Source organism: Streptomyces sp. NBC_01166 (genome assembly GCF_045039765.1).
Classification (GTDB): Bacteria; Actinomycetota; Actinomycetes; order Streptomycetales; family Streptomycetaceae; genus Streptomyces.
The window spans coordinates 542,693-568,145 of the sequence record NZ_CP108613.1 but is presented as its reverse complement, the minus strand read 5'-3'; the positions used below and the strand labels follow the sequence as shown (position 1 = coordinate 568,145).

Here is a 25,453-nt window from a genome sequence, read left to right as displayed (position 1 = left end):
CCGTCATGAGCGACTCCCCCCGGGCGCTGGGCGCGCCCGTAGTCCGCCGCGAGGGCCGGGACAAGGTCACCGGCACCGCCCTCTACGCCGCGGAGCACACCGTTCCGGGCTGTCTGTACGGCTGGATCGTCCCCGCCACCGTCGCGAGCGGGCGTGTCACCGCGATCCGTACCGCCGACGCGCTCGCGGTGCCGGGGGTGCACACCGTCCTGACCCAGGACAACGCGCCGCGGCTGAAGGAGCCCGACGACCCGATCCTCGCCGTGCTCCAGGACGACCGGGTGCCGCACCGCGGCTGGCCCGTCGCCCTCGTCCTGGCGGAGAGCCTCGAATCCGCGCGGGCCGGCGCGGAGGCCGTACACGTCGAGTACGCCTCCACCGGGCACGACGTCGTCCTCACCGCGGACCACCCGGGCCTCTACACCCCGCAGGAGGCGAACGGCGGCTACCCGGCTCTTCGCGAACGCGGCGACGCCATGCGCGCGTTCGACGCCGCACCCGTGCGGATCGACGCCACCTACACACTGCGGGGGCTGCACAACCACCCCATGGAGCCGCACGCCTCCACCGCGCGGTGGGCCGACGGACATCTGACCGTCCATGACTCCAGCCAGGGAGCGACCGCCGTCCGTGAAAGCCTCGCCACGGCCCTCGGGCTCGACCCGGACCGCATCACCGTCATCTCGGAACACGTCGGTGGCGGCTTCGGTTCCAAGGGCACCCCACGCCCCCAGGCCGTCCTCGCCGCGATGGCCGCGCGGCACACCGGTCTCCCGGTCCAGCTCGCCCTGCCCCGGCGGTACATGCCGGCGATCGTCGGGCACCGCGCACCCACCCTGCAACGGGTCCGGCTGGGCGCCGACCGCGACGGCGTCCTCTCCAGCGTCTCCCACGAGATCGTCACGCACACCTCGCGGATCAAGGAGTTCGTCGAGCAGGCCGCCGTGCCCGCCCGCATCATGTACGCCTCGCCCCACAGCCGCACGGAGCACCGGGTGGCGGCACTCGACGTGCCCAGCCCGTCCTGGATGCGCGCACCGGGGGAGGCCTCGGGGATGTACGCCCTGGAGTCGGCCATGGACGAACTGGCGAACGCCCTCGGCCTCGACCCCGTCGAGCTCAGGCTGCGCAACGAACCGCAGACCGAGCCCGACAGCGGGCGCCCGTTCAGCAGCCGCAACCTCGCCGCCTGTCTGAGCGAGGGCGCCCGGCGCTTCGGCTGGCACGACCGGGACCCGCAGCCCGCCACCCGTGAGGACGGGCCCTGGCTGCTCGGCACGGGGGTCGCCTCCGCGACGTACCCCGTAATCGTGTCGAAGGCGGCAGCCTCGGCGCAGGCCGTTCCCGACGGCTCCTACCGCATCGGGGTCAACGCCACGGACATCGGCACCGGCGCCCGCACCGTCCTGGCGCAGATCGCCGCCTCGGTCCTGGACACACCCCAGGAGAACGTGACGGTCGACATCGGCAACAGCGATCTGCCCAAGGCACCTGTCGCGGGCGGCTCCTCGGGCACGGCCTCCTGGGGCTCCGCGGTGCACAAGGCGGCCACCGCCCTGGTACGCCGGCTCGAAGGACACACCGGGCCGCTCCCGCCGGAGGGCGTCACGGTCACCGCCGACACCGGTGAGGAGACGGCGCAGGAGTCCCCGTACGCACGGCACGCCTTCGGCGCCCACTTCGCCGAGGTGGCGGTCGACTCCCTCACCGGCGAGGTCCGGGTGCGCAGACTGCTCGGCGTGTACGCCGCCGGACGCATCCTCAACTCCCGTACGGCACGCTCCCAGTTCATCGGCGGAATGGTCATGGGCCTCGGCATGGCCCTCACCGAGGGCAGCACCATGGACCCCGCCTTCGGGGACTTCACCGAGAACGACCTGGCCTCGTACCACGTGCCGTCCTGCGCCGACGTCCCCGACATCCAGGCGCACTGGATCGACGAGGACGACCCGCACCTCAACCCCATGGGCAGCAAGGGCATCGGCGAGATCGGCATCGTCGGAACCGCGGCCGCGATCGGGAACGCCGTGCGCCACGCCACCGGCGCCCGGGTGCGGGAGCTCCCCCTCACCCCGGACAAACTGCTGCCCTACCTGCCGTGACACCCGGTGCCCGGCTCCCTCGGTTGCGCAACCGGCCCCCTCGGGTCACCCTGATGAGTGACCCAGAAGTGATTACTGCTCACGCTTCGTGTTCGGGGGTCGTTGGTTCAAACGGGGTGAAGCACGTGAGCCTCGCGGTGAGGAGCCTCGACGATGACCGTTCCACTCGACCGGCACTATCTGGTCGAACTGCAGGTGTCGGCAGAGCGCATTTCCCAGCTGCGGCGCATAGTCGCCGCACACCTTCGTCACTGGAGTCTCGACCTGCACGTCCGGCCGGTGTGCCGGGCCGCGGAGGAGCTCCTGACGAACGTCCAGCGACACGTCGGCGACGACAACCACTGCGTCGTCGAGCTCCGCTGGAGCGGCCGGCACCTGACGGTGTCCGTGGCCGACAACGATTCCCGGATGCCCCGGCTGCTCGACGGCGGTGGCGGCGGCCTCAGCCGTGTCATGGCCCTCAGCGACAGCTGGGGCACCTGCCGGACCCCTGACGGCAAGGTCGTGTGGTTCACGCGCTACGCCGAGACGCCGTGCACCACCGGACTGCTGCCGCCCACGCCGTTCCCCGGCGGGCGCACGTTCCTCGGCGGCCCGGTGGACGAAGGCGGCCAGGTGGCCGGGAGCAGCCCGGCGGTCGAAAGTGGCCCGGTGGCCGAACTCGTGTGACGAACAGCCCGGTGCCGGCCCGGCCGGCGCGGACGGTGTGCCCGCGGCACGCATGATCCGCGTCGGCCGGGTACGTGTGCGTGAGGTTCGCGTTGCGCGCTGCGGCGTGGCGCGGCACGGTCGAAGAACAACGCAAGGAGGCACTGCCATGCCCATCGCGACGGTCAACCCCGCGAACGGCGAGACGCTCAGGACATTCGACGCGCTGGACGAGGGGGAGACCGAGCGCAGGCTCGCCGCCGCGCACCGCGCGTTCCGCAGCTACCGCACCACGGACTTCGCCGAGCGCGCCCGCCTGCTGAACCGGGCCGCCGATCTCCTCGACGAGGACCAGCAGGACATCGCCCGCACCATGACCACCGAGATGGGCAAGCCGGTCAAGGCAGCCCGCGCCGAGGCCGCCAAGTGCGCCAAGGCGATGCGCTGGTACGCGGCCAACGCCGAGCGCCTGCTCGCCGACGAGCACCCCGACGACACCGACGTCAAGGACTCCGGTGCCTCCCGCGCCCGCGTGCACTACCGGCCGCTGGGCGTCGTGCTCGCCGTGATGCCGTGGAACTTCCCGCTCTGGCAGGTCATGCGCTTCGCCGCGCCGGCCCTCATGGCGGGCAACACCGGCCTCCTCAAGCACGCCTCGAACGTGCCGCAGACCGCCCTGTACATCGAGGACCTGTTCACCAGGGCCGGGTTCCCCGCCGGCTGCTTCCAGACGCTGCTCATCGGCTCGGGCGCCGTCGAGGCCGTCCTGCGCGACCCCCGGGTCTCCGCGGCGACGCTCACCGGCAGCGAACCGGCGGGCCGCGCGGTCGCCTCCGTCGCCGGCGACGAGGTGAAGAAGACCGTGCTGGAACTCGGCGGCAGCGACCCCTACGTCGTCCTGCCCTCGGCGGACGTCGAGAAGGCCGCGGAGACCGCGGTGACCGCCCGCGTCCAGAACAACGGCCAGTCGTGTATCGCCGCCAAGCGCTTCATCGTCCACACGGACGTCTACGACGCCTTCACCGAGCGGTTCACCGCGGGGATGCGCGCGCTGACCGTCGGCGACCCTCTGGAGGAGTCCACCGACGTAGGTCCCCTCTCCAGCGAACAGGGCCGCACCGACCTGGAGGAGCTCGTCGAGGACGCCCTCGGCAAGGGCGCCACCGCGCTGTGCGGGGGCAAGCGGCCCGAAGGTCTGGACCGTGGCTGGTTCTACGAGCCCACCGTGCTCACGGGGATCACCCCGGACATGCGCATCCACCGCGAGGAGACCTTCGGCCCGGTCGCCACGCTCTACCGGGTGGCCGACCTCGACGAGGCAGTGGATCTCGCCAACGACACACCCTTCGGGCTCAGTTCCAACGTCTGGACGCGTGACCAGGGGGAGATGGACCGCTGCGTGCGCGACCTGGAGGCCGGCGGGGTGTTCTTCAACGGCATGACGGCCTCCCACCCGGCGCTGCCGTTCGGCGGGGTGAAGCGCTCCGGCTACGGGCGGGAGCTGGCGGGACACGGCATCCGCGAGTTCTGCAACGCCACCACCGTCTGGTACGGCCCCGACCCGGACGCCCGCTAGTCCTGCCCCAGGGAGACGCCTGATGACCGATGCCCGAACACCGGCCGTGGCAACCACTCTGTCCGACACCGAGGCCGCCGCACTCGACGCGCACTGGCGTGCCGCCAACTATCTCGCCGTCGGCCAGATCTACCTGATGGCCAACCCCCTCCTCGAGGAGCCACTGGCCCCCGAGCACATCAAACCGAGACTCCTCGGCCACTGGGGCACCTCGCCCGGGCTGAACCTGGTCCACACCCATCTCAACAGGGTCGTCAAGGCGCGGAACCGGCGGGCACTCTGTGTCTGGGGGCCGGGCCACGGCGGCCCCGCCGTCCTCGCCAACTCCTGGCTGGAAGGCAGCTATTCGGAGACGTACCCCGATATCAGCCGCGACCGCGCCGGAATGGGAGCCCTGTTCAAGCAGTTCTCCTTCCCCGGCGGTGTGCCCAGCCACGTCGCCCCGGAGACGCCGGGCTCCATCCATGAGGGCGGCGAGCTGGGATACGCGCTCACCCACGCCTACGGAGCGGCCTTCGACCACCCGGAGCTGCTCGTCGCCTGCGTCGTCGGGGACGGAGAGGCGGAGACGGGGCCGCTGGCCGCTTCCTGGCACTCGAACAAGTTCCTCGACCCCGTCCACGACGGCGCCGTCCTGCCGATCCTCCATCTCAACGGATACAAGATCGCGAACCCGACGGTGCTCGCCCGGCTGCCGGAGGACGAACTCGACGCACTCCTGCGCGGATACGGCCACGACCCGCTCTACGTCGAAGGCGACGAGCCCGCCGCGGTCCACCGCGCGCTGGCCGCCGCCATGGACCTCGCCGTGAACCGCATCGAGGAGTACCAGCGAGCGGCCCGCGCCGAGGGCGCCTCCGTGCGGCCCCGCTGGCCGATGATCGTGCTGCGCACCCCCAAGGGCTGGACAGGGCCCGAGAAGGTGGACGGCGTCCCCGTCGAGAACACCTGGCGCGCCCACCAGGTCCCGCTGCCCGGGGTCCGGGACAACCCCGACCACCTGCGCCAGCTGGAGGAGTGGATGCGTTCCTACCGGCCCGAGGAGCTCTTCGACTCCGAGGGCCGCCCCACCGCCCAGGTCCTGGACTGCGTCCCCGAGGGCGCCGCCCGGCTCGGCTCGACGCCGTACGCCAACGGCGGGCTGCTCCTGCGCGATCTGCCGCTCCCTCCGCTCGAGGACCACGCGGTGCGGGTCGACAAGCCGGGGACCGGCGTGCACGAGCCGACCCGGGTCCTGGGCGGACTCCTCGAAGACGTCATGGCGGCCACCGCCGACCGCAGGAACTTCCGTGTGGTGGGCCCCGACGAGACCGAGTCCAACCGCCTGGGCGCGCTCTACGAAGCCACCGGCAAGGCATGGCAGGCGGAGATCCTCCCGACCGACCAGCATCTGGCCCGCGACGGCCGGGTGATGGAAGTGCTCTCGGAACACCTCTGCCAGGGCTGGCTGGAGGGATATCTCCTCACCGGGAGGCACGGCCTGTTCTCCTCGTACGAGGCCTTCGCCCACATCGTCGACTCGATGGTCAACCAGCACATCAAGTGGCTGCGCACCTCGCGCAGGCTGCACTGGCGCGCGCCCATCGCCTCCCTGAACTACCTGCTCACCTCGCATGTCTGGCGTCAGGACCACAACGGCTTCTCGCACCAGGACCCGGGGTTCGTCGACCACATCCTCAACAAGAGCCCCGAGGTCGTCCGGGTCTATCTGCCGCCGGACGCCAACACGCTGCTGTCCACCGCCGACCATGTGCTGCGCAGCCGCGACTACGTCAATGTGATCGTCGCCGGCAAGCAGCCCGGCTTCGACTGGCTCACCCTCGACGAGGCCCGCGTGCACTGCGCCCGGGGAGCCGGGGTGTGGGAATGGGCAGGTACCGAGGACGGCAGCCGCGAGCCCGACGTCGTGCTGGCCTGCGCCGGGGACGTACCCACGCTGGAGACGATGGCCGCGGCCGGGCTGCTGCGGCGTCACCTCCCCGAGCTCGCCGTGCGTGTGGTCAACGTGGTCGACATGACGCGGCTGCTGACTCATGAGGAGCACCCGCACGGGATGCCGGACGCGGAGTACGACTCCCTCTTCACCCGGGACAAGCCCGTGATCTTCGCCTACCACGGCTATCCCTGGCTGGTGCACCGGCTCGCGTACCGGCGAGCGGGCCACGACCATCTGCATGTCCGGGGTTACAAGGAGGAGGGGACCACCACCACGCCGTTCGACATGGTGGTCCGCAACGACCTGGACCGTTACCGGCTGGTCATGGACGTGGTCGACCGGGTGCCCGGTCTGGGGGTTCGCGCCGTGGCAGTCCGGCAGGCGATGGCGGACGTACGCACCCGCCACCACGCCTGGATCCGGGAGCACGGAACGGACCTGCCCGAGGTGGCCGACTGGACCTGGGAGGGCTGAACGCGGGGGCGGTCCGCCCCGGCGACGCACTCCGGCCGGCCCGCTTCCTCGCGGGCCGGCCGGAGTGCGCGAGGCGGAGGCTCAGTTCACGGTGGTGCGGACGACCGGCGAGACAGCGCCGCCGCCGACGATCCGGAGGGCGTTCTCGCCCTTGATGCCCAGCTTCACGCGGAGGGTGTACTCGCCGCTGGGGGCGGTCCTCATCGTGGCGGGCAGGGACACCCAGCGCTTGCCCTGCTTCTGCTGGAGGGTGACCGGGGTGCCGGCGCCGACGTTCCGGGCGGAGCCGTGGATGCGGAACTCCTCCCATGCCGTCACGGTGCGGGCGGTCGCGTGGGCGGAGAGGGCCGGACGCGTCGCCAGGTCCTGCGCGCGCTCCCCGGACGGCGGGGCGGGGACCCCGGACGACGCCGCGGCCCCGCCCACCGCGCCGGCCAGTGCCACCGCTGTCAGCAGGGCGGCCGCCGATGCGCGCCTGAATCGGTCCATGAATGGCTCTCCTTCGTGCACGACGTGATCAGTGGGATCAACGCGGTGAGATCGACTTCGGAGCGCCAAACCTAGACATAATTCACATAATCCTCACGCAAAGACACGCGGTCAGAAGCGTAGAGCTGCTGCGATCCGGCCGTGGTCGGCGAGGGAGTCGTCGGCCACGAAGACCACTTCGCCGCCGTTGTCCAGAACCGTCTCGATGAGCTCGTCCACGATGTCCTCGCGGACCCCGTCGTCCCCCGGCGCCACGTCCGCCGGGTCCACGGGCCGCAGATGGTTGTCGTCGACCCGGACCGTCTCGTGGAATTGCTCCTCGACCGCGACGAGGGCCACGCGGCTTTCCCTGGCGGCCGTCCACACCTCGTCGAGCCCGCTGGTGAAGGACTTGGCACCACGGGCGCTGTCGAGCCTCTCCCGGACGGCGGCGTCCGTCTGCTCACGCCAGTCGTCCAGTGCCGCCCTCAGCTCCTTGGCGAGCTCGGGTGCGGTCGTTTCCGCCGTCGTTCCCTTCGGGACCTTGCAGGCGGCCGACCTCGCGCACTCCCCGACGTCCTCGAACAGCGAGAGTGCCTGCGGCAGTCCGACCAGGAACAGGGGCCGAGGGTCCGCCGCCAGTGCGGCGCGCAGCTTGCCGTCGACGGTGCGGAAGAAGCTTCGGGTGTCTTCGTTGGAGTAGATGCTCGGAGCGCCGCCGCTCCTGGCCTGGCGCTCCGGGTCGAAGTTCTCGTGCGGTGGGCTCAGGGGGAATCCGTGCCGGTCCTCCGCCCGCAGCGCCTCGTCCGTCCCCGACCAGAGTGCCGCGTGTTCGGCGGAAATGGTGAGCACCCAGAAGTGGTGCGCCCCCGCCTTCGCCGCGACCAGGTTGCGGGTGAGGTAGCTGTCGCTCAGGACCACTCGTTCGGGTGCGGTGCGCGGCAGCTGCCAGATCTGGTACTCGTCGGCGTCGGCGAGGATGACGAGGGAGTCGAGGGCGCGGCGCTGATCCACCTCGGCCACCGCGCGGTCGAGTTGCGCCTTCACCGCCGCCCGGGCCTCGTGGGTCACCCGGGGGTCGGCGTCCAGCCGGTTTCCGGCCTCGGTCACGAGGTTCCGCAGCCGTACGGCGTCCTGGGCGTTGTCCGGCGCGCGTCGGTGGGTCGGCATCGTCAGCGACAGAGCCGGATAGGGCCTGGTCGCGCGAAGTTCCTGCAACAGGCCGGGCGTCAGGGCGTCCGTATCCATCGTTCCCTCCCGGAGGGTTCGGGGTCCGCGGTGCTGGAGCCGTCCCTCGGTGCGGAGCGGTCGTCCAACGAGTCAATTCATACCTTTTGATCATAATATGGGCGAATTGTTCCCTGTGTTTTCGGAGGTAGATGCGATGTCCACGCTCACGGTGTGGAAATTCCGGACGGCCGAAGCCGCGGAGAACGTGGAGACCGCTCTGAAGGCCCTCCAGAAGGAGGGCCTGGTCAAGATCCTCGACGCCGCCGTCGTGACCTGGCCGGCCGAGCGTTCCAAGCCGAAGACCAAGCAGTTGATCAACCTCGTCGGCGCGGGGGCGCTGAGCGGCACCTTCTGGGGGATGCTCTTCGGGCTCATCTTCTTGATGCCACTGCTGGGCGCGGCCGTCGGAGCCGCCGCAGGTGCGCTCGGCGGAAAGCTCGCGGACGTGGGCATCGACGACGAGTTCATCGCCGAGGTCAAGCAGAAGGTGACGCCCGGGACCTCGGCGCTCTTCCTGCTCACCATGGACGAGGTGCCCAGCCGCATCAGCGAGTCGCTGCCCGGCGGCGGCGCCGAGCTGCTCCACAGCAACCTCGACGCGGAGCGTGAGGCCAAGCTCCGCGAGATCTTCGGCGACGACGCGGAATGATGACGGAGAGGCCGCTTCCCGCGCGGTCCGCCGGAGGCTCGGGGCGGCATCCGGCGGGCCCCCGATGAGCGCTTCCGAGGCCGTCACGGACGCGCTGCGCGAACTCCACGGACGCTTCGCCGGCGTACGCGACGGGCAGCGCGCCACCTACATTCCGGAGTTGGCCGGGTCCGACCCCGACGATTTCGGGCTCGCCCTCGTCAGCATGGACGGGCACTCCTACAGCGCGGGTGCGGCGGACACCCCCTTCACCCTGCAGTCGGTCTCCAAACCCTTTGCCTACGCCCTTGCCCTCGCCTCCCTCGGCCTCGACGAGGTGGGCCGCTGGGTGGGCGCCGAACCGAGCGGCGAGGCGTTCAACGCCATCAGTCTCGAACCCGACACCGGCCGGCCGGCCAACGCGATGATCAACGCCGGCGCGATCGTCACCACCGCCCTGATCCCCGACAGCCGCGAGGCGCCCGCCTTCCAGCGCATCCTGACCTGTCTGAGTCGGTTCGCCGGGCGGAAGCTGGACGTCGACGAGGCCGTGTACGCCTCCGAGGCCGCGACCGGGGACCGCAACCGGGCGCTCGCCTACCTCATCCGCAGCACGGGGACCCTGCCCGTCGACCCGGTGGCCGCGGTGGACACCTACTTCCGGCAGTGCGCGGTGCGGGTCAATGCCCTCGACCTCGCCGTGATGGCCGCCACCCTGGCGCACGGCGGTGTCAATCCCGTCACCGGGGAGAGGGTCGTCTCCCCGGAGGTCGCGGCGCAGGTCCTCGCGGTCATGGCCACCTGCGGGATGTACAACGGCTCCGGCGACTGGCTGCTGAGGGTCGGGCTGCCCGCCAAGAGTGGTGTGTCCGGCGGGCTGATCGCCGCCGGACCGGCCCGCTTCGGCCTGGCCGCCTACAGCCCGCCGCTCGACGCGACCGGCACGTCGGTACGCGGCCGGGCGGCGCTCGGCGAACTCTCGGAACGCCTCGAACTCCACCTCATGAGGAACCCCGCGCTGCCCGGCTCCACCGTCACTCTGGTCACCACCGCAGATGTGCTGCCCTCGGCGCCCTCCGGCAGGCGGGAGCGGGCGCTGCACGAGCGCGTGGGTGTCGTCGCCGCCCAGGGGGCGCTCGACTTCACCGCCGCCGAGCGCGTGCTGTACGCGCTGGACGAGTCGGGCCCGGAGCGGAACGGGGCGGTGGTGCTCGACCTGCGGGAGGTGACCGGCGCCGACTCCCTCGCCCTCGCGCTGCTGCACTCCGGCCTGTCCCGGCTCGCCCGGGACGGGCGGCGCGCGGCCGTCGTCGACCCGGGTGACCGGCTGGGCCCGCCGGATCTGGTCCGGGAGCGGACCGGCCAGGACCTGCCGCGCTTCGCCTCCCGCGAGGAGGCCGTCGAGCATGTTGCGCAGGCCATGGCCGGACCGGGCTGAGCCGGGCGGCCCCTCCCGGCGAGGGGGCGGAGCCTCACGCCGGTGGAGCCCGATAGCCCCCTGCCGCCTTCTACCAGATGGCCTCGACCCACTCGGGGTGGTCTATGAACGGGTTCCGGTTGTGCTGGAACTGGTCGAATATGACCTCGTTGCGGTTCTGCTCGAAGCTGTCCGGCGGGTCCTCCTGGCTCCACTGCTTCAGCACGGAGAGCCGCCCGATGTTCGGGGCCGACCCGTTGCTCACGCTGTCGTTCGGCTCCAGGTCGGCGAAGGAGTCGTCGCCTTCGTACCGCACCGCCATGTAGAGGATCATCCGGGCGACATCGCCCTTGACCGCGTCGCGCGGTTCGAAGGAGTCGCCGTCGGTGTAGTTGCCGGGCGCCCCGGAGACGGCGCTGCCGCCGTTGTCGAAGTCCTTGTTGCCGCGGGTGGAGTTGACCTGGACGTCCTCGGGGCGCAGGTGGTGGATGTCGGTGCCGGGGCCGGTCGCGGTGCCGAAGTCGCCGTGGGACTTGGCCCAGACGTGCTCCCGGTTCCAGTCGCCGGTGTCGCCCCCGTTCTCACTCTTGGACTGGGAGCGGCCCGTGTAGAGGAGGATCACGTTGGAGGAGTTGGCGGGGTCCTCGTCGGTCGCCTTGAGCGCGTCCCAGACCTGGCTGTAGGAGAGCGTGGTCTGCTCGCTGATGATCGAGTGCAGCGAGCTCTTGAGAGCGGCGCCCGTCTTGCCCAGAGCGTCCTGGTAGTAGGTGTCGTCGAGCGTGACGGCCGGCGAGGACGATCCGGCGGTCGTGGCGGTCGTGGCGGTCGTGGGGGTCGCGGCGGGCGCGGTGGCCGCGACGCCTGTGAGAACGGCGATCGATGCGGCTGTGGCGAGTAGTGGACGCGCGTAGAAACGGCGACGACTGGACATGTGGGGTGTCCTCTCCGGGGTGGCGGAACGCTGTCGTGACGGCCGGACGTTGACTGCTCGGTCGGGAGCCTTCCACACGCACGGTGCCGGTCGTGTGAACGTTGCGTATTCATCATGTGCAGGTCAAGTGACACTTCTCCCGGCCCTGTGGGGGCATCGGATGCGGGGATGTCGCCCCGGCGCGAGAATTGCCGCAAGGACGAGGAGGCGGTATGAGCGAAGAGTCCGAATCCGTATCCGTATCCGTGCCGGAAGTGCGGGGGGTGACCCCTGACCGTCTGCTGCACACCGGAGGCGGCGATCAGCCCACCGCGGAGGATCTGGTGCTCGCCTCCGGGCGGGATCTGACCCCCGAGAGCCTGGAGTGGGCACAGCGAAGGCTGTCCGAGGAGGGCCGCTCCGCCATGGACAAGCGGCTCCCCTAGGACCTGTGGGACCACCGCTGTGGCGGGGAGCGTGCGGAGTGCCCCCCGCCACTCGGTTAGCCTGAACGCAATATGAACCGTTTGACGACGTCACAGGGCGAATTCGATCTCGCCCGCTTTCCCGAGAACCCGCGCGACCCGTTCCGTGCGTGGGACGCCGCCGACGAGTACCTGCTGCGGCGGCTGGAGGGAGCGGAGGGGAGCGAACCGGTCCGCCCGACCGGCACCGTGGCCGTCGTCGGCGACCGCTGGGGCGCTCTCGCCACCGTGCTGGCCGCGCACAGCCCCGTACAGATCACCGATTCGTACCTCGCCCGGCGGGCCACCCAGGCCAATCTGGCGCGCAACGGCGCCGCTCCGGACTCGGTGCGCATGCTGTCGGTCCGCGACACCCCGCCGGACCGCGTCGATCTGCTGCTCGTGCGGGTCCCCAAGAGCCTCGCGCTCCTGGAGGACCAGCTCCACAGGATCGCGCCCGCCGTGCACGCGGGGACCGTCGTCATCGGCACCGGCATGGTGAAGGAGATCCACACCTCCACCCTCAAGCTGTTCGAGCGGATCATCGGTCCCACACGCACCTCCCTCGCGGTGAAGAAGGCGCGCCTCATCTTCTGCACCCCGGACGCGTCCCTGCCCAGGACCCCCAGCCCCTGGCCCCACCGCTATGACCTGCCCGACGACGTCGGCGTGGTCTCCGGCCGTACGGTCACCAATCACGCCGGGATCTTCTGCGCCGAACGCCTGGACATCGGCACCCGCTTCTTCCTGAAGCACCTCCCGCATCGGACGGGGCCCGACCGCGTCGTCGACCTCGGCTGCGGAAACGGCGTCCTGGGCACGTCGGCTGCGCTCGCCAACCCCGACGCCACGGTCACCTTCGTCGACGAGTCGTACCGGGCCGTCGCCTCCGCCGAGGCGACCTTCCACGACAACGTGGGAGCGGACGCCAAGGGCGAGTTCGTGGTCGGCGACGGGATGGCGGACATGCCCCCGGCAAGCGTGGACCTGGTCCTCTGCAACCCACCGTTCCACTCGCACCAGGCGGTCACCGACGCCACGGCCCGGAACATGTTCCACGGAGCGCGAGCCGCGCTGCGTCAGGGCGGCGAGCTGTGGGTCGTCGGCAACCGGCACCTCGCCTACCACACCCAGCTTCGACGGATCTTCGGCAACTGCGTCACCGTCGCGGGGGACCCGAAGTTCGTGGTCCTGCGGGCCGTCAAGCGCTGACCGCGTCAGGGGAGGTCGTCCCGGCCCAGCCAGGACGGCACCTCGGGCACGTGCGCGTCCCAGGCGGGCGGGGGCCCGGGTTCCGGCTCCGGGGACAGCGCCTTCCGCGGCGGGGGCTCCCGCACTCCGGGCTCCTCCTGCTCCCTCGCCGGAGAGTCGGGCCGCTCCGCCGCGGGCTCGGGAGCCGCGCTGTCGTACAGCTGCTCGGCCACGGTGAACCGGCAGTGGAAGGGCTGCCAGACCCCCTCGACGACCAGCAGGAAGCCATCCGCCTCGCGGTACAGCGCCCGGCGTTTCGGGTTGGCCGGATGGATTGGCTCGAAGCGCTCGGCCCGCACCCGGAGAGCATCGAGCGCGTCCTCACGCGTTCCCTCAACGTGGTCCATCACGCCGACCGACCACATCCGCCCCTGGCGGCCGAACCCGAGGTTCTGCTCCACCACCAGCCCCCACCTGGGCACAGCCCCACCCCTCCCCGGAACGTGCGCACTTGCGGTATGCATGTATCAGCGCCGGGACGTCATCCTACGAGTCACGATCTTCCCGGCACGACCGCGCCCGGCACGACGACCCGGCCCAGAGGCCCGGTTCCGCCGCCGAACGGGAAGGCACGAGCCGATGAACGACCGAGACCCGGGACTGTTCGGTCCCGGCTCCGTCACGTGGCAGATGCACGGGGACCCCATGATGTGGGTGGCCGGCGTCCGCGCCCTTTATCTCCAGGCGCTCCACCCGCGCGCCGTGCGCGGCGTCACGCAGAATTCCGACTTCCGCCAGGACGCCTGGGGCCGTCTGCTGCGTACGGCCGACTTCGTCGGCACCCTCACCTACGACACCACGCGGGACGCCGAGAAGTACGGGGCGCGCGTCCGCAAGATCCATCGGCTCCTCAAGGCCACCGACCCGGTGACCGGCGAGGTCTACGGCATCGACGAACCCCGGCTGCTGCTCTGGGTGCACTGCGCCGAGGTCGACTCCTACCTCCAGGTCGAACGCCGCTCCGGCTTCCCGCTCAGCGACGCCCAGGCCGACCGCTACGTGGACGAGCAGCGGGAGGGCGCCCGCCTCGTCGGTCTCGATCCGTCCGGCGTCCCCGCCACGACCGCTGCCCTGGCCGCCTACTTCGATCACGTCAGGCCCCAGCTCGCCGCGGGCCGGGAGGCGTCGGACGTCGCCGACTTCCTGCGTGACCCACCGGTACCCGCCCTGTTGGTCCCGGCGCGTGCCCTGCTCTGGCGACGCGTGGCCGCGCTCGCCTACGACTCCCTGCCCGCGTACGCCCATGAGCTGTACGGCAGGGCCGCACCGCCCCAGGCGGCGGTCGACCGCCGCCTGCGCACCACGGGAACCGCCCTGCGCTCCGTCCCCGCCCGCCTCCGCTGGCGACTGCCGCCCGGCCACATCGTGAAGGCGACGGCACGACTCGGCCCGGGGAGCCGACCCGCCCCGTACAAACTCCGCAGACAGGGAGCCATACTGGACGGGCCGGGGAGGGCGCAGCAGCGATAGCGGGCAGCGAAGCAAACGGGGGCGACAACAGGCGATGGCGGACACCAGGCTGATCCAGAGCCGGTACCGGCTGCTCGATCTGATCGGGCGCGGAGGCATGGGCGAGGTGTGGCGCGCGCGCGACGAATCGCTGGGCCGGCAGGTGGCCGTCAAGTGCCTGAAACCGATGGGGCCGCAGCACGACCAGGCCTTCACCCGCATACTGCGCGAGCGCTTCCGCCGGGAGGCGCGGGTGGCCGCGGCACTCCAGCACCGCGGAGTCACCGTCGTCCACGACTTCGGCGAGTCGGACGGCGTCCTCTACCTCGTCATGGAGCTCCTGGAGGGCCGCAACCTCAGCCAGCTCCTCGAGGACAACAAGCAGCATCCGCTGCCGGTGGCCGACGTCGTGGACATAGCCGACCAGGTCGCCGACGCGCTCGGCTACACCCACCAGCAGGGAATCGTGCACCGCGACCTCAAGCCCGCGAACATCATGCGGCTCGACGACGGTGCAGTGAAGATCTGCGACTTCGGCATCGCCAGGCTCGGCCACGACATCGGCTTCACCTCGCGCCTCACCGGTACCGGCATCGCGATGGGCACCCCTCACTACATGTCGCCGGAACAGATCAGCGGCGGGGAGGTCGACCACCGCAGTGATCTCTACTCGCTCGGCTGTGTGCTGTACGAAATCGCCACGGGCGTACCGCCGTTCGACATGGACGATGCCTGGTCCGTTCTCGTCGGGCACCGGGACACCGCTCCCGAGCCGCCGCGCACCCACCGGGCCGAACTCCCGAAATTCTTCGACGAGGTCGTCCTGGACCTGCTGGCCAAGACACCCGGGGGACGACCGGCCGACGCCCGCGACCTGCGGCAGCGCATCGCACTCGGGCGCACCGGTGAGCAGCCGGAGACAGGACAGGTCCGGCTCGCCCCTCCCGTCCCGGTCCGGCACCCCGGCGGCAGCGCGTCACGGCTGCCCTCCTGGACGCGCGACATGACCACCGGTCACAAGGCGACCGGCGCGGCGTACACGGGCACGGCCGCCATCGACCACGCGGCCGCGCTGACCGGGGCATGGACCACCGGGGCCGGTCATGCTCCCGTCGGGGGACCACCGTCCGGGGGCCGCCCCACCCCGCCGCCCGGGCTGCTCGCCACCCTGGCCGGCCGGCACAGCGCGGGACTCAACCTGGCGCGGCTGGGGCACTGGGAGGAGGCCGGCGAGGTACACCGAGCGGTCGCCACCGAACGCGAACAGGCTCTCGGTCCCGACCACCCCGACACCCTCGCCAGCAGGTACGAGGTCGGATTCACCCTTAGCCGCACGGGACGGGCCGCCGACGCGCTCCGGGAGTTCGCCCGGGTCGCCGACGGCCGCGAACGCACCCTGGGCCCCGACCACCCCGAGACCCTCGCGGCCCGGCAGGAGACGGCGTACGTCCTCGGCCAGCTCGGCCGTCACTTCGAGGCCCACCAGGTCTACGCCTCGGTGCTCGCCTCGCGGGAGCGCTCCATGGGGCCGGAGCACCCCGACACCCTGCGCTGCCGCCACAACCTCGCCTTCAACCTCAGCAGGCTCGGCCGCCTGGAGGACTCGTACCGCATGGCCCGCGAGGTGGCGGCGGCCCGCGGCCGTCTGCTCGGCGCGACACACCCGGACACCCTGGTCACGCTGTACGAAGTGGCGTACACACTCGGCCGCCTGGACCGCTGGACCGAGGCCCTGCAGACCTACCGCGACGTGGCGCAGGGCCGCGCCGCCGCGCTCGGCCCCGACCACCCCGACACCCTGTCCGCGCGTTACGAGGTGGGCATCAGCCTCGGCAGACTGGGCCGGAGCGCCGAGGCGCTGGAGCTCTACCGCTCCCTGGTCGAGGACCGCACCCGGGCCGGCGGCCCGAACGACCCCGAGACGCTGCGCGCCCGGCACGGGCTCGGCGTCAACCTGGGGCGGATGGCGCGCTGGGAGGAGGCCCTCGCCGAGTCACGCGAGGTCTGCGCGATCCGGGAACGCACCCTGGGCCCCGACCACCCCGACACCCTGGTCAGCCGCCGCGAGGTGGCCGTGGGGCTGGGCTGGCTCGGCCGCTGGGCCGAGGCGCTCACCGACTACCGCACGGTCGCCGAGATCCGCGAACGGGTGCTGGGCGCCGACCACCCCGACACCCTCGCCGGCCGCAACGACGAGGCGCACTGCCTGGAACAGCTCGGCCGCAGTACGGAGGCGGTTGACCTCTACCGGCGGGTCGCCGACCTCCGCAGGCAGCGCGGGATGCCGCCGCACTGAACCCGGGGCCGGGCGGGCCCACGGCCCGTCAGGCCAGGCCGCTCCGTACGCGGTAGAGGTCCCGCAGCAGCGCGATCTCCGCTCCGTGGTGCAGCAGCTCCTGATTGACCCACCACACAGTGTCCAGGAAGGGGTCCTCCGGGTCGCTGCCGTACGGATAGGTGCTGTACCCGACCGTGTCGAGGGCCGCGTCGTCGGCGCCGAGCAGGGCCGCACGCCACGCGTCCGCCGACGCGCCGAAGTCCGCGAGGGCCCCCGCCGCGTCGCCCACCACGCGGTAGTCATCCCGGGTGAGGCTGTGGCTCCCCGCCGTGTGATCGGCGCGCAGGGCCAGCAGCTCGCTGAGGTGGCTCAGCCGCCACGCGAGGGTCGTGAAGGGCGGTGGCGAAGGATGCGGGAAGGGCGCCGTGTCGCGTCCCCACTCGCCCGCACCGGTCAGGACGGTCGCGCCCCGCCCGGGACCGGCGCTCCGGAGGCGGACCGACCAGCACCCCGGCACCGGCTCCCACCGGTACTCCTCGTCGGTCAGCGCGGGCACCTCCACGTCCGTGCCGTTGCCGCTGTCCACGAACGGACCCGAGAGCCGTCCGGTGAGCCGTTCGCGCGCCCAGTCGAACTGCTCCAGCAACGGGATCAGACGGGCGGGTGCGTTCATGGATTCTCCTGTGCCGGGCGCGGGAAGACGAGGTCCGGGCAGCACCCTGCCACAGAGCTCGCCGGGGGGCCCACGGCTTTTCGCCGTCCACGCCCCGCCCGCCACGAGCCGTGACCCCTGTCCAGAGGCGATCATCCCGTGTTACGAAGGGGCATGCCCGCAGACGAGACGTCCTCACCCGGCGCCCCCGCGCACCCCGCCTACGACGCGGTGATCGTCGGCGGTGGCCACAACGGCCTGGTCGCCGCCGCCTACCTCGCCCGCGCCGGGCAGTCCGTACTCGTCCTGGAGCGTCTCGGCAGCACCGGGGGAGCAGCCGTGTCGACCCGCCCCTTCGAAGGGATCGACGCCCGGCTCTCCCGCTACTCCTACCTCGTCTCGCTCCTCCCGCAGAAGATCGTCCGCGAGCTGGGGCTCGACTTCGCCGTACGGAAGCGGACCGTCTCCTCGTACACCCCGACGGTGCGCGGCGGCCGGGCCACCGGACTGCTCGTCGGCGGTGACGGCACCCGGGAGTCCTTCGCCGCGCTCACCGGCGACGACCGGGAGTACGAGGCCTGGCAGCGCTTCTACGGGATGACGGGCCGCGTCGCCGAGCGGGTGTTCCCCACGCTCACCGAGCCCCTGCCGGCCCGCGAGGACCTGAGGACCCGTGTGGACGACGCGGATGCCTGGCGCATGCTGTTCGAGGAGCCCATCGGCGTCGCCGTCGAGGAGAACTTCGCCGACGACCTCGTCCGCGGAGTCGTGCTCACCGACGCGCTGATCGGGACCTTCGCCGATGCCCACGACCCGTCCCTGCTCCAGAACCGCTGCTTCCTCTACCACGTGATCGGCAATTCCACGGGGGACTGGGACGTCCCGGTCGGCGGCATGGGCGCGCTCACCGACGCCTTGGCCGGGGCCGCGCGAGCGGCGGGAGCCGAGATCCGCGTGCTGCACGAGGCGACCCGTATCGAGACCGACGGCACCCGCGCCGAGGTCACCGTCCGCTCACCCGACGGGGAACATGTCGTCGGCGCGCGCCGGGTCCTGGTCAACGCGTCGCCGCAGGCGCTGGCCGAGCTCCTCGGCGAGGAGCCGCCCGCCCGGGCCGAGGGCGCCCAGCTGAAGGTGAACATGCTGCTCACCCGGCTGCCGAGGCTGCGTGACCACTCGGTCGACCCGCACCGGGCGTTCGCCGGTACGTTCCACATCGCCGAGGGGTACGAGCAACTGGCCACCGCCCACCGCGAGGCCGCGGCCGGACGTCCGCCCGGCGCCCCGCCCTCCGAGATCTACTGCCACTCGCTGACCGACCCCTCGATCCTCGGCCCCGACCTCGCGGCCCGTGGCTACCAGACCCTCACCCTGTTCGGCCTGCACACCCCCGCGCGGCTGTTCGCGGCGGACAACAGGGCGACGAGGGAAGCCCTGCTCGGGGCCACCCTGGCCGAACTGGACGCCCATCTCGAGGAGCCCGTCACCGAGTGCCTGGCCCTCGACGCCGACGGCCGGCCGTGCATCGAGGCGAAGACACCCCTCGACCTGGAGCGCGACCTGAGGCTTCCGGGCGGCCACATCTTCCACAGGGACCTCTCCTTCCCGTACGCCACCGTGGAGACGGGCCGCTGGGGCGTGGAGACCGCCCACGCCAACGTCCTGCTGTGCGGGGCGGGCGCCGTGCGCGGCGGCGGGGTCAGCGGGGTGCCCGGCCACAACGCCGCCATGGCGGCGCTGGGCCGGTGACCGAGCTCCCTACTGACCGAACACCCCGCGCAACGCCCCGAGCTTGCGCGGCAGGTCGTACTCGGCGCCGCCCTCGTGACCGTTGTACGGGAACACCTCCAGCTCGGCGGGGCCCGCGTACGCGTGGTACGCCGCGAACACCGTCGACGACGGGCAGATCCGGTCCATCAGGCCCACCGAGAACCACGCCGGGGCCGTGGCCCGCGCCGCGAAGTTGACCCCGTCGAAGTAGGAGAGGGTCTCCATCGCCTCCTCGATCCGGAAGCGGTGCCCGGACAGCCAGCGCGCGATCTCCGCGTACGGCCCCGAGTCCGTGATCTGCGAGCCGCGCCGGAAGTGGCAGAGGAACGGCACATCCGCCACGGCCGCCGCCACGTCGTCACGCAGCCCCGCGACGGCGAGCGCGAGACCGCCTCCCTGGCTGCCGCCGAGCACCGCGACGCGCGAGGGGTCCACGGCCTCGTGGGCCTTCACCGCGTCGACCGCGCGCACGGCGTCGGTGATGAGGCGCCGGTAGTAGTGCCGGGACGGGTCCTCGATGCCACGGGTGAGGAAGCCGGGGGACGAGGACCCGTGGCCGTCGGGGCCGAGGTCCGGGGTGTCCGCGGTGTTCTTCCCGCCGCCGCCCTGGCCTCGGTTGTCCATCACCAGATGGGCGTAGCCGAGCGCGCTCCAGGTCAGCCAGGAGTACGGGATGCCCCGGCCGCCGTTGTACCCGATGTACTGCACCACAGCCGGCAGGGGACCCGAGCGGACACGCGGCAGCATCAGCCAGGCCTTCACCGGCTGCCCGCCCCAGCCGGTGAACGTCACGTCGTACACGTCCACCGTCGCGAACCCGGCGTCGTACGGGACGAACTCGGCGTCCAGGCCGTGACGTGCGCTCTCGCCGAGCGTCTTCTCCCAGAACGCGTCGAAGTCGGCGGGCTCCTCGGGCTCCGGCCGGTACTCGCGCAGCTTCTCCAGGGGCATGTCGAACAGCAAGGGTCTAGCTCCTCTTCAGGGTGAGGTTCAGGGTCGCGCCGTGCAGGCCTGCCGTCTCCGCGGTGATCCGCAGCCCCCGGCCCGTGGCGGTGGTGCGGACACGGGGATCCGCGGCGGCGACCGTGAGGCCGGGCAGGTCGAGATCGAGCACCACACTGGAACGCAGCTGCGTCGGATCGGACAGGGTGACCGTGACCGTCCTGCCGCCCGGGCGCACCAGGACCGAGGCTGGGCCGTCGCTGGTCAGCTCCTGCGCCGTGCCCGCGGTCCAGAAGTTGGCGGCGAGCAGCCCGTCGGCCGGGCGGCGTACGGCGTGCACCGCCGTGGAGCGGGAGAGCAGCCGCACCGGAGGCGCCGCCGACCACTGCCGGGTGCGGGCCGCGGAGGCCGCCGGGGCCTGGAGCCAGAAGTAGCCGGCACCGGCTGGGGCCGCGCCATGGTCCTGCCACAGCGTCAGATAGGGCCGGGTGACCGGGGTGTCCGTGCCGTACTTGAGGTTGATCTCCCGCCAGGCCGCCGTGCGCTCCTCACGCAGACCGCGCAGGTCGGCACGTTCGGGGAAGATGTAGCCCCCGGTTCCCTCGAGGTGCAGCCACCGGACCGCGTCGAGCCGCGCCGACCAGTCCGTCCCGGTGGGGGCCGGGCGGCCGTCGACGAGGAGGGCCGCGCCCGGATCGCGCAGCTTGCGGTTCTCGACGACCGTCTCCACGGTGCCCGTGTCCGCGTCGATGCCGGAGCCGACGCACGCGATCACGTCGTCCAGGCAGAACCAGCTCTTCAGACCGCGCAGCGTGCTTCCGTACGCCCGCAGCTCCATGCCGTACGCGCCGAGCGTCGTGCCGGGCAGGGCGGTGCCGCCCGCCCAGTCGGCGTCGCTCGTCGTGCGCTGGCCCGCGGCGTCCGCCGGCCGGCCGGCGACGACCGTGGTGCCCGGCAGCCGGGTGGGGTCGACGGTGGGCCAGTAGTCCTCGCTGTAGTGGCCGAGGTCGTCGGTGTACAGCAGCACCATGCCGTCGGAGAGGTGCCAGCCGTGCAGGTTCTCGTTCTGGATCGACTCGTAGTTGTAGATCCGGCTCGAGTACGCCGAGAGGCCCAGGGCGAACGAGGGCCGGTGGTGCGCCGCCTTGTCCATCCGGGGGTGCTGCTTGTGGGCGACCAGGGGCCCGCGCGCCGGGACGGGCGAATCGATGACCCGCAACGCGGCGACGAGGGACGCCGGATCGGTGACCGCGAGGAAGTCCCGGTAGGTGTCCTCGGCGATCCACTGCTTGACCAGCGACGTGAAGTCCTCGCCCGTCCCGCCGGGGAAGCCCGGGATCAGCCGCAGCACCGCTTCGATGACCGTCTGCGCCGAGGCGTGGCCCTGCTTGCTGGGCCGGGCGATCTCGCGCCCGCACACCGACGCCATCACATCGCCCCGTGCCAGCAGCGGGTCGAAGCCGTCGAGGACCCAGCCCCGGACGTTGTCGAGTTCGGGGTCGGTGACCGTCCACTCCGTGCCGGCGAGCAGATTCAGCAGCCGGGAGAGGCTGTTGAGCAGCTCCTTGCCGTAACCGCCGTTGTACGGGTGCTTGTAGTGCTGCAGGAACGAGCCGTCCGCGTAGAAGCCCTCTCCCGTGCCCGTCGTGCCGTCAGTACGGTCGTTGAAGGCCAGGACGCTGTTGGCCCCCGAACCCTCGACGTCCGAAAGAGCGTCACGTACCCGGGCCAGGGCGTCCCCGTCGTCACGCAGCACCGCGTTGACGGCGACCACGGTGGAGACCCACACCCGGTTGGCCCCGGTGGCGATCTGCCGGTCGGCGCGCCACAGATTGGGGTCGGGGGTGTAATGCCGCACCGCCGTGGTGATCCGCTCCAGCCGGTCCGCACCGAGTTCGTCGTACAGCAGGACGGACGCGTCGTTCAGCGCGAGGGCCGAGCCGATCTCCCAGTCCCAGTCGTTGTCGAAGCGGGTGTGCCCGGGACCGTAACGGTTCGTCAGCATCCAGTCGACGCCCGCGAGCAGCAGGTCACGCAGCGAGGTGTCACCGTGCTGCGGAGTGCCGGGGACAGCCCACGCGGTCGCGATCGTGGCGAGGCGCTTGAACGAGGTCGTGACGTGGTTGGAGAGTGTCGTGCTGGTCAGATCCTCGAACAGCCCGTCGGTACGGGACGGATCGAGGCCCTTGGCCGCGGTGGCGGCCGCCTTGCCGGTCCGGGCCACGGCCGCCGCGATCCGCTCGTCGCCGAGGTCGAGGCCGGCGCCCCCGGTCAGCAGGGTGTGCCACCGGGCGCGCAGCGCGCCGGCCTCCCCGGCGGCGGCGTGAGCGGTCCCGGGGCCAAGGGTGAGGGGCAGGGTGACGGCCGCGCCGAGCGCCGCCGCCCCGGCCAGGACGGTTCGGCGTGTCGTGCCGGTGCCTGGGTGCATGGTTCGGGTCCTCACAGCAGGTGTCGACGGTCGACGGCCCCGGCGAGCGCGGCGTGACCGGATGGATTGGGGTGCAGGCCGTCACCGCTGTCGAAAGCCGGCCGCAGGCGTGACGGACGTGCGGGGTCGCGCAGCGCCGTGTCGAAGTCGGCGACCGCGTCGAAGAGGTGGCCGGTGCGCACGGCGCGGTTGATCCGCCGCCGCACCTCGTCGAGCTGCGGCGTCCAGCGGGTCCAGCCCTCGAACGGGGAGATGGTCGAGCCGACGATCCTCAGCCCCGCGCTCCGGGCCCGCAGCACCAGCTGGCGGTAACCGGCCAGGACGAGCGAGGAGTCCGTCTGGGCGGGCGGCTGCTGGAGGTCGTTGACGCCGAGCTGGACCAGCACGGTGCGCAGGCCGGGCAGCGCGAGGACGTCCCGGTCGAAGCGCGCCTGGCCTCCCGGCCCGAAGCGGGCGTCGTCCAGCAGCAGTCTGTTGCCGCTGATGCCGAGGTTCGCGACGGCCGAGCCGGGAAGCCGCCGGGCCAGCTGGTCCGGCCAGCGCAGATCGGCGTCGTCGGGCGTGCCGACGCCCTCCGCCACCGAGTCGCCGAGCACCGCGACGACGGGCCCGTGGGCACCGGTCACCTCGACGCCCGTCAGGAGGAACACCGAGGTGGTGCGCGCTCCGTCGACGCTGTGCGAGGCGTGCGTGTTGCGGTGGAAGGACAACGGCCCGGTGGGCCCCGGGAGCCGGGTCTCCACCGTCAGCTGCGACCCGTCCGGGGAGCTCAGTCCGTCGACCGGATCGCTGGTCAGGGATGCTCCCGCGGCCAGCCACGCCTGCCTCCGTCCGCCGAACGTCACCGCCCGCCCGCCGGCGGTCACGGGGCCGACCAGGACCGGCACGGCTCCGAAGGCGTGTCCGTACCGGAGGCGCACCCGGCCGCCGGCCGAGAGGCGCACGGTCGCTGTGCAGACGCCCTCGGTCAGCCCGGCCGTCGCCACCGGGTCCGCAGCGGTCGGCGCGGTCTGCGCCGTGGCCCAGGACGTGGCCCAGGCCGCTCCTGGTCCGCCCCGCTGCGACGCCCTGGCCGTCGGCGCCGTGGCCGCGACGGCGGCCACTCCGGCGGCGGCCGTCAGTACCCCACGTCTCGCGGGCCCCCGGACGGTCACTGCGGGCACGCCCCGGCCGGGTCGTACTCGTCGGCGTAGGTGCCGACCGCGTCGCCGCCGGTGTTGCCGCTCATGGTGTTGGTGCACACCGGGCCCTGCGGGGTGCGCATGAACTTGATGCCACCGCCCGCGTTGCCGGTGATCGTGTTGCCGTACACGCTCGTGTCGACGCCGTCGGTCGCCGTGTCACCGCCGAGGCGGACACCCGCGCCCACGTTGTCGTGCACGGTGTTGTAGCGGAAGATGTTGCCGCTGCCGCGTGCGTCGAGACCGCCGGAACTGGAGTCCTTCTGGCCGCTGCAGTCGTTGTACTCGACGTAGTTGGCGGTCGAGTTCTCCTTCACGTCCACACACTCGTTGCCCCGGGTGACGATGGTGTTGTGGTGGATGCGGTTGTTCCTGCTGACGTCGGCCGCCGCGTCCGGGGCCCCGTTGGCGCCCTGCTGCTCGGGCGCCGTACCGAGGTAGATCCCCTCGCCGTTCTTGCCACCCCCTCCGAACTTGAAGTCGGCGACCCCGCAGTCGGTGATGGTGTTGTCGTCCACCTCCGCCCCCGTCACCAGATAGCGCAGCCGCAGACATTCGTCCGCCGCGTTCCTCAGCGTCATCCCGGTGACACGCAGGGCGCCCACACCGTTCCCCGGCGTCGTGCTCATGACGTAGATGAGCTTGAGGCGGTAGCCCGCGACGTCGTCGGCCGCGCCGTGCAGCCCGTCGACGGTGAAGCCGCTCAGCGTCGTCGAGTCGTGCCGCACCTGAATGATCCTGCTGTCGCCCGCGCCCTTCACCACCGCGTTCGACGGCCCCGTGAGCGTGACACCGGGGCGGGTGGTGACCACGTCCTGCCGGTAGGTGCCGGCCGCGAGATGCACCACCGCACCGGTGGGTGCCAGATCGAGAGCCTTCTGGATCGTGGCGAGCGGCGCCGCCGCCGACGTACCGGAGACCGAGTCGTCCCCGGACGGCGAGACGTAGTAGGCGGTGGCCGCCTCGGCGGCCGGGGACGGCGGGGCGAGAAGGAGCGGGCTGCCGACGGCGAGCGCGGCGACGAGGGCGGAACGCAGTAAACGGCTCATGAGGTGTGCCTCCTGGGATCGGCGAAGGACAGAGCGAGCAGTACGGGGACACTGGGGCCCAGCAGCAGCGGCCCCAGCGGTACGACGAGGGAGAGCAGCACGGCGGAGACCACCGCGCCGAGCAGGGCGGTGCCCCGGGCCGGGGACCCGAAACCGAGTGCGAGCGCGCCGGCCGACCAGGCGCGGACCGTGCCCTCGCGGGACCGGCCGGCCTCGGCCGCCAGGGCGATGTGGTGGATCACGAGGGCAGCGGCGATGCCCACCTGGGCGGCGAGCACGACGAACGTCCAGGGCTCGGAACGCCCCAGCAGGTACACGATGTTCGCCGTGAGGACGACCGCCGCCGCCGTGGAGAGGAGCCCGTGCCGCCACAGCGCCCGCCAGTAGCGGGGGAACGCCGCGACGGTGTTCGCGAAGACGCGGCTGTCCCCTTCTGCACGCCAGAGCTGAAGGGCGTGAGCCATCGCGGCCAGGGCGGGCAGCCAGGTCACGACGCCCAGGGACAGTGCGGAGCACGCCGCTCCGGCCGCGGCCGGAAAGGCGATGAACTCCAGCCGGCGCAGCAGCGCCGTCCCACCGGACGGGAGAATTGCCTGCATC

General features: G+C 72.0%; 21 protein-coding genes. 11 read left to right on the top strand and 10 right to left on the bottom strand.

The genetic code is table 11. The features are described from left to right. Positions 1-5 precede the first annotated feature (5 nt). The 4 genes from OG379_RS02870 to OG379_RS02855 all read left to right on the top strand — a co-directional run bounded on the left by OG379_RS02870 (position 6) and on the right by OG379_RS02855 (position 6,736). Positions 6-2,102: a xanthine dehydrogenase family protein molybdopterin-binding subunit gene (locus OG379_RS02870; RefSeq protein WP_405658906.1), complete on the top strand. Its 2,097-nt coding sequence runs from the start codon at positions 6-8 to the stop codon at positions 2,100-2,102. Positions 2,103-2,255: 153 nt separating this feature from the next. Further along, positions 2,256-2,771 (top strand): ATP-binding protein, encoded by a 516-nt coding sequence (locus tag OG379_RS02865; protein WP_405658904.1) that lies wholly within the window; start codon positions 2,256-2,258, stop codon positions 2,769-2,771. 148 nt (positions 2,772-2,919) lie between these two features. Next, on the top strand, positions 2,920-4,326 hold the full coding sequence (locus OG379_RS02860) for an NADP-dependent succinic semialdehyde dehydrogenase (RefSeq protein WP_405658901.1): 1,407 nt from the start codon (positions 2,920-2,922) through the stop codon (positions 4,324-4,326). Positions 4,327-4,348: 22 nt separating this feature from the next. After that, complete coding sequence (locus OG379_RS02855) at positions 4,349-6,736, top strand: phosphoketolase (RefSeq protein ID WP_405658900.1); 2,388 nt, start codon at positions 4,349-4,351, stop codon at positions 6,734-6,736. Between the two features lie 81 nt (positions 6,737-6,817). Here OG379_RS02855 and OG379_RS02850 read toward each other — a convergent pair whose 3' ends face one another. Both OG379_RS02850 and OG379_RS02845 read right to left on the bottom strand, forming a co-directional pair. Beyond that, positions 6,818-7,225: a hypothetical protein gene (locus OG379_RS02850; protein WP_405658898.1), complete on the bottom strand. Its 408-nt coding sequence runs from the start codon at positions 7,223-7,225 to the stop codon at positions 6,818-6,820. 111 nt (positions 7,226-7,336) lie between these two features. Continuing rightward, positions 7,337-8,452, bottom strand: coding sequence for a chemotaxis protein (locus tag OG379_RS02845; protein ID WP_405658896.1), 1,116 nt, complete (start codon positions 8,450-8,452; stop codon positions 7,337-7,339). A 136-nt stretch (positions 8,453-8,588) separates the two neighbouring features. Between OG379_RS02845 and OG379_RS02840 the strand changes: the two genes are divergently transcribed. After that, complete coding sequence (locus OG379_RS02840) at positions 8,589-9,083, top strand: DUF1269 domain-containing protein (RefSeq protein WP_405658894.1); 495 nt, start codon at positions 8,589-8,591, stop codon at positions 9,081-9,083. 64 nt (positions 9,084-9,147) lie between these two features. Continuing rightward, positions 9,148-10,500 (top strand): glutaminase A, encoded by a 1,353-nt coding sequence (glsA, locus tag OG379_RS02835; RefSeq protein WP_405658892.1) that lies wholly within the window; start codon positions 9,148-9,150, stop codon positions 10,498-10,500. Between the two features lie 70 nt (positions 10,501-10,570). Here the strand turns inward: glsA and OG379_RS02830 are convergent, their stop codons facing one another. Then, positions 10,571-11,410 carry an endonuclease I family protein gene (locus tag OG379_RS02830; RefSeq protein WP_405658889.1) on the bottom strand — a complete coding sequence of 280 codons (840 nt, stop codon included), beginning with the start codon at positions 11,408-11,410 and terminating at the stop codon, positions 10,571-10,573. A 212-nt stretch (positions 11,411-11,622) separates the two neighbouring features. On the opposite strand from OG379_RS02830, the gene OG379_RS02825 reads away from it, so the two are divergent. Then, a complete protein-coding gene (locus tag OG379_RS02825) occupies positions 11,623-11,835 on the top strand; it encodes a hypothetical protein (protein ID WP_362942088.1) in 213 nt (70 codons plus the stop codon). Between the two features lie 72 nt (positions 11,836-11,907). Next, positions 11,908-13,065 carry a methyltransferase gene (locus OG379_RS02820; RefSeq protein ID WP_405658886.1) on the top strand — a complete coding sequence of 386 codons (1,158 nt, stop codon included), beginning with the start codon at positions 11,908-11,910 and terminating at the stop codon, positions 13,063-13,065. 5 nt (positions 13,066-13,070) lie between these two features. On the opposite strand, the gene OG379_RS02815 is transcribed toward OG379_RS02820, so the two are convergent. Further along, complete coding sequence (locus OG379_RS02815; RefSeq protein ID WP_405658883.1) at positions 13,071-13,526, bottom strand: hypothetical protein; 456 nt, start codon at positions 13,524-13,526, stop codon at positions 13,071-13,073. A 157-nt stretch (positions 13,527-13,683) separates the two neighbouring features. Here OG379_RS02815 and OG379_RS02810 point away from each other — a divergent pair, with 157 nt between their 5' ends. Both OG379_RS02810 and OG379_RS02805 read left to right on the top strand, forming a co-directional pair. Beyond that, positions 13,684-14,574, top strand: coding sequence for an oxygenase MpaB family protein (locus tag OG379_RS02810; RefSeq protein ID WP_405658881.1), 891 nt, complete (start codon positions 13,684-13,686; stop codon positions 14,572-14,574). A gap of 34 nt (positions 14,575-14,608) precedes the next feature. Continuing rightward, the gene (locus OG379_RS02805) at positions 14,609-16,849 is read left to right on the top strand and encodes a tetratricopeptide repeat protein (protein ID WP_405658879.1); all 2,241 of its coding nucleotides are present in this window, start codon (positions 14,609-14,611) and stop codon (positions 16,847-16,849) included. A gap of 28 nt (positions 16,850-16,877) precedes the next feature. On the opposite strand, the gene OG379_RS02800 is transcribed toward OG379_RS02805, so the two are convergent. Beyond that, on the bottom strand, positions 16,878-17,504 hold the full coding sequence (locus tag OG379_RS02800) for a DinB family protein (protein ID WP_405658878.1): 627 nt from the start codon (positions 17,502-17,504) through the stop codon (positions 16,878-16,880). 153 nt (positions 17,505-17,657) lie between these two features. On the opposite strand from OG379_RS02800, the gene OG379_RS02795 reads away from it, so the two are divergent. Further along, positions 17,658-19,232, top strand: a complete 1,575-nt coding sequence (locus OG379_RS02795; RefSeq protein WP_405658875.1) for a phytoene desaturase family protein — start codon at positions 17,658-17,660, stop codon at positions 19,230-19,232. A 9-nt stretch (positions 19,233-19,241) separates the two neighbouring features. Here the strand turns inward: OG379_RS02795 and OG379_RS02790 are convergent, their stop codons facing one another. From OG379_RS02790 to OG379_RS02770, 5 genes are read right to left on the bottom strand one after another with little or no spacing between them, the layout of a single operon-like run. Continuing rightward, positions 19,242-20,216 (bottom strand): acetylxylan esterase, encoded by a 975-nt coding sequence (locus OG379_RS02790; RefSeq protein ID WP_393754427.1) that lies wholly within the window; start codon positions 20,214-20,216, stop codon positions 19,242-19,244. A gap of 4 nt (positions 20,217-20,220) precedes the next feature. Then, positions 20,221-22,623 carry a polysaccharide lyase 8 family protein gene (locus OG379_RS02785; protein WP_405658873.1) on the bottom strand — a complete coding sequence of 801 codons (2,403 nt, stop codon included), beginning with the start codon at positions 22,621-22,623 and terminating at the stop codon, positions 20,221-20,223. Between the two features lie 11 nt (positions 22,624-22,634). After that, positions 22,635-23,786, bottom strand: a complete 1,152-nt coding sequence (locus OG379_RS02780) for a GDSL-type esterase/lipase family protein (RefSeq protein ID WP_405658870.1) — start codon at positions 23,784-23,786, stop codon at positions 22,635-22,637. After that, positions 23,774-24,853, bottom strand: a complete 1,080-nt coding sequence (locus OG379_RS02775; RefSeq protein WP_405658868.1) for a DUF1565 domain-containing protein — start codon at positions 24,851-24,853, stop codon at positions 23,774-23,776. The genes OG379_RS02780 and OG379_RS02775 overlap by 13 nt, the downstream gene beginning before the upstream one ends. Further along, positions 24,850-25,452, bottom strand: a complete 603-nt coding sequence (locus tag OG379_RS02770) for a hypothetical protein (RefSeq protein ID WP_401515599.1) — start codon at positions 25,450-25,452, stop codon at positions 24,850-24,852. The genes OG379_RS02775 and OG379_RS02770 overlap by 4 nt, the downstream gene beginning before the upstream one ends. Position 25,453: the final 1 nt, after the last annotated feature.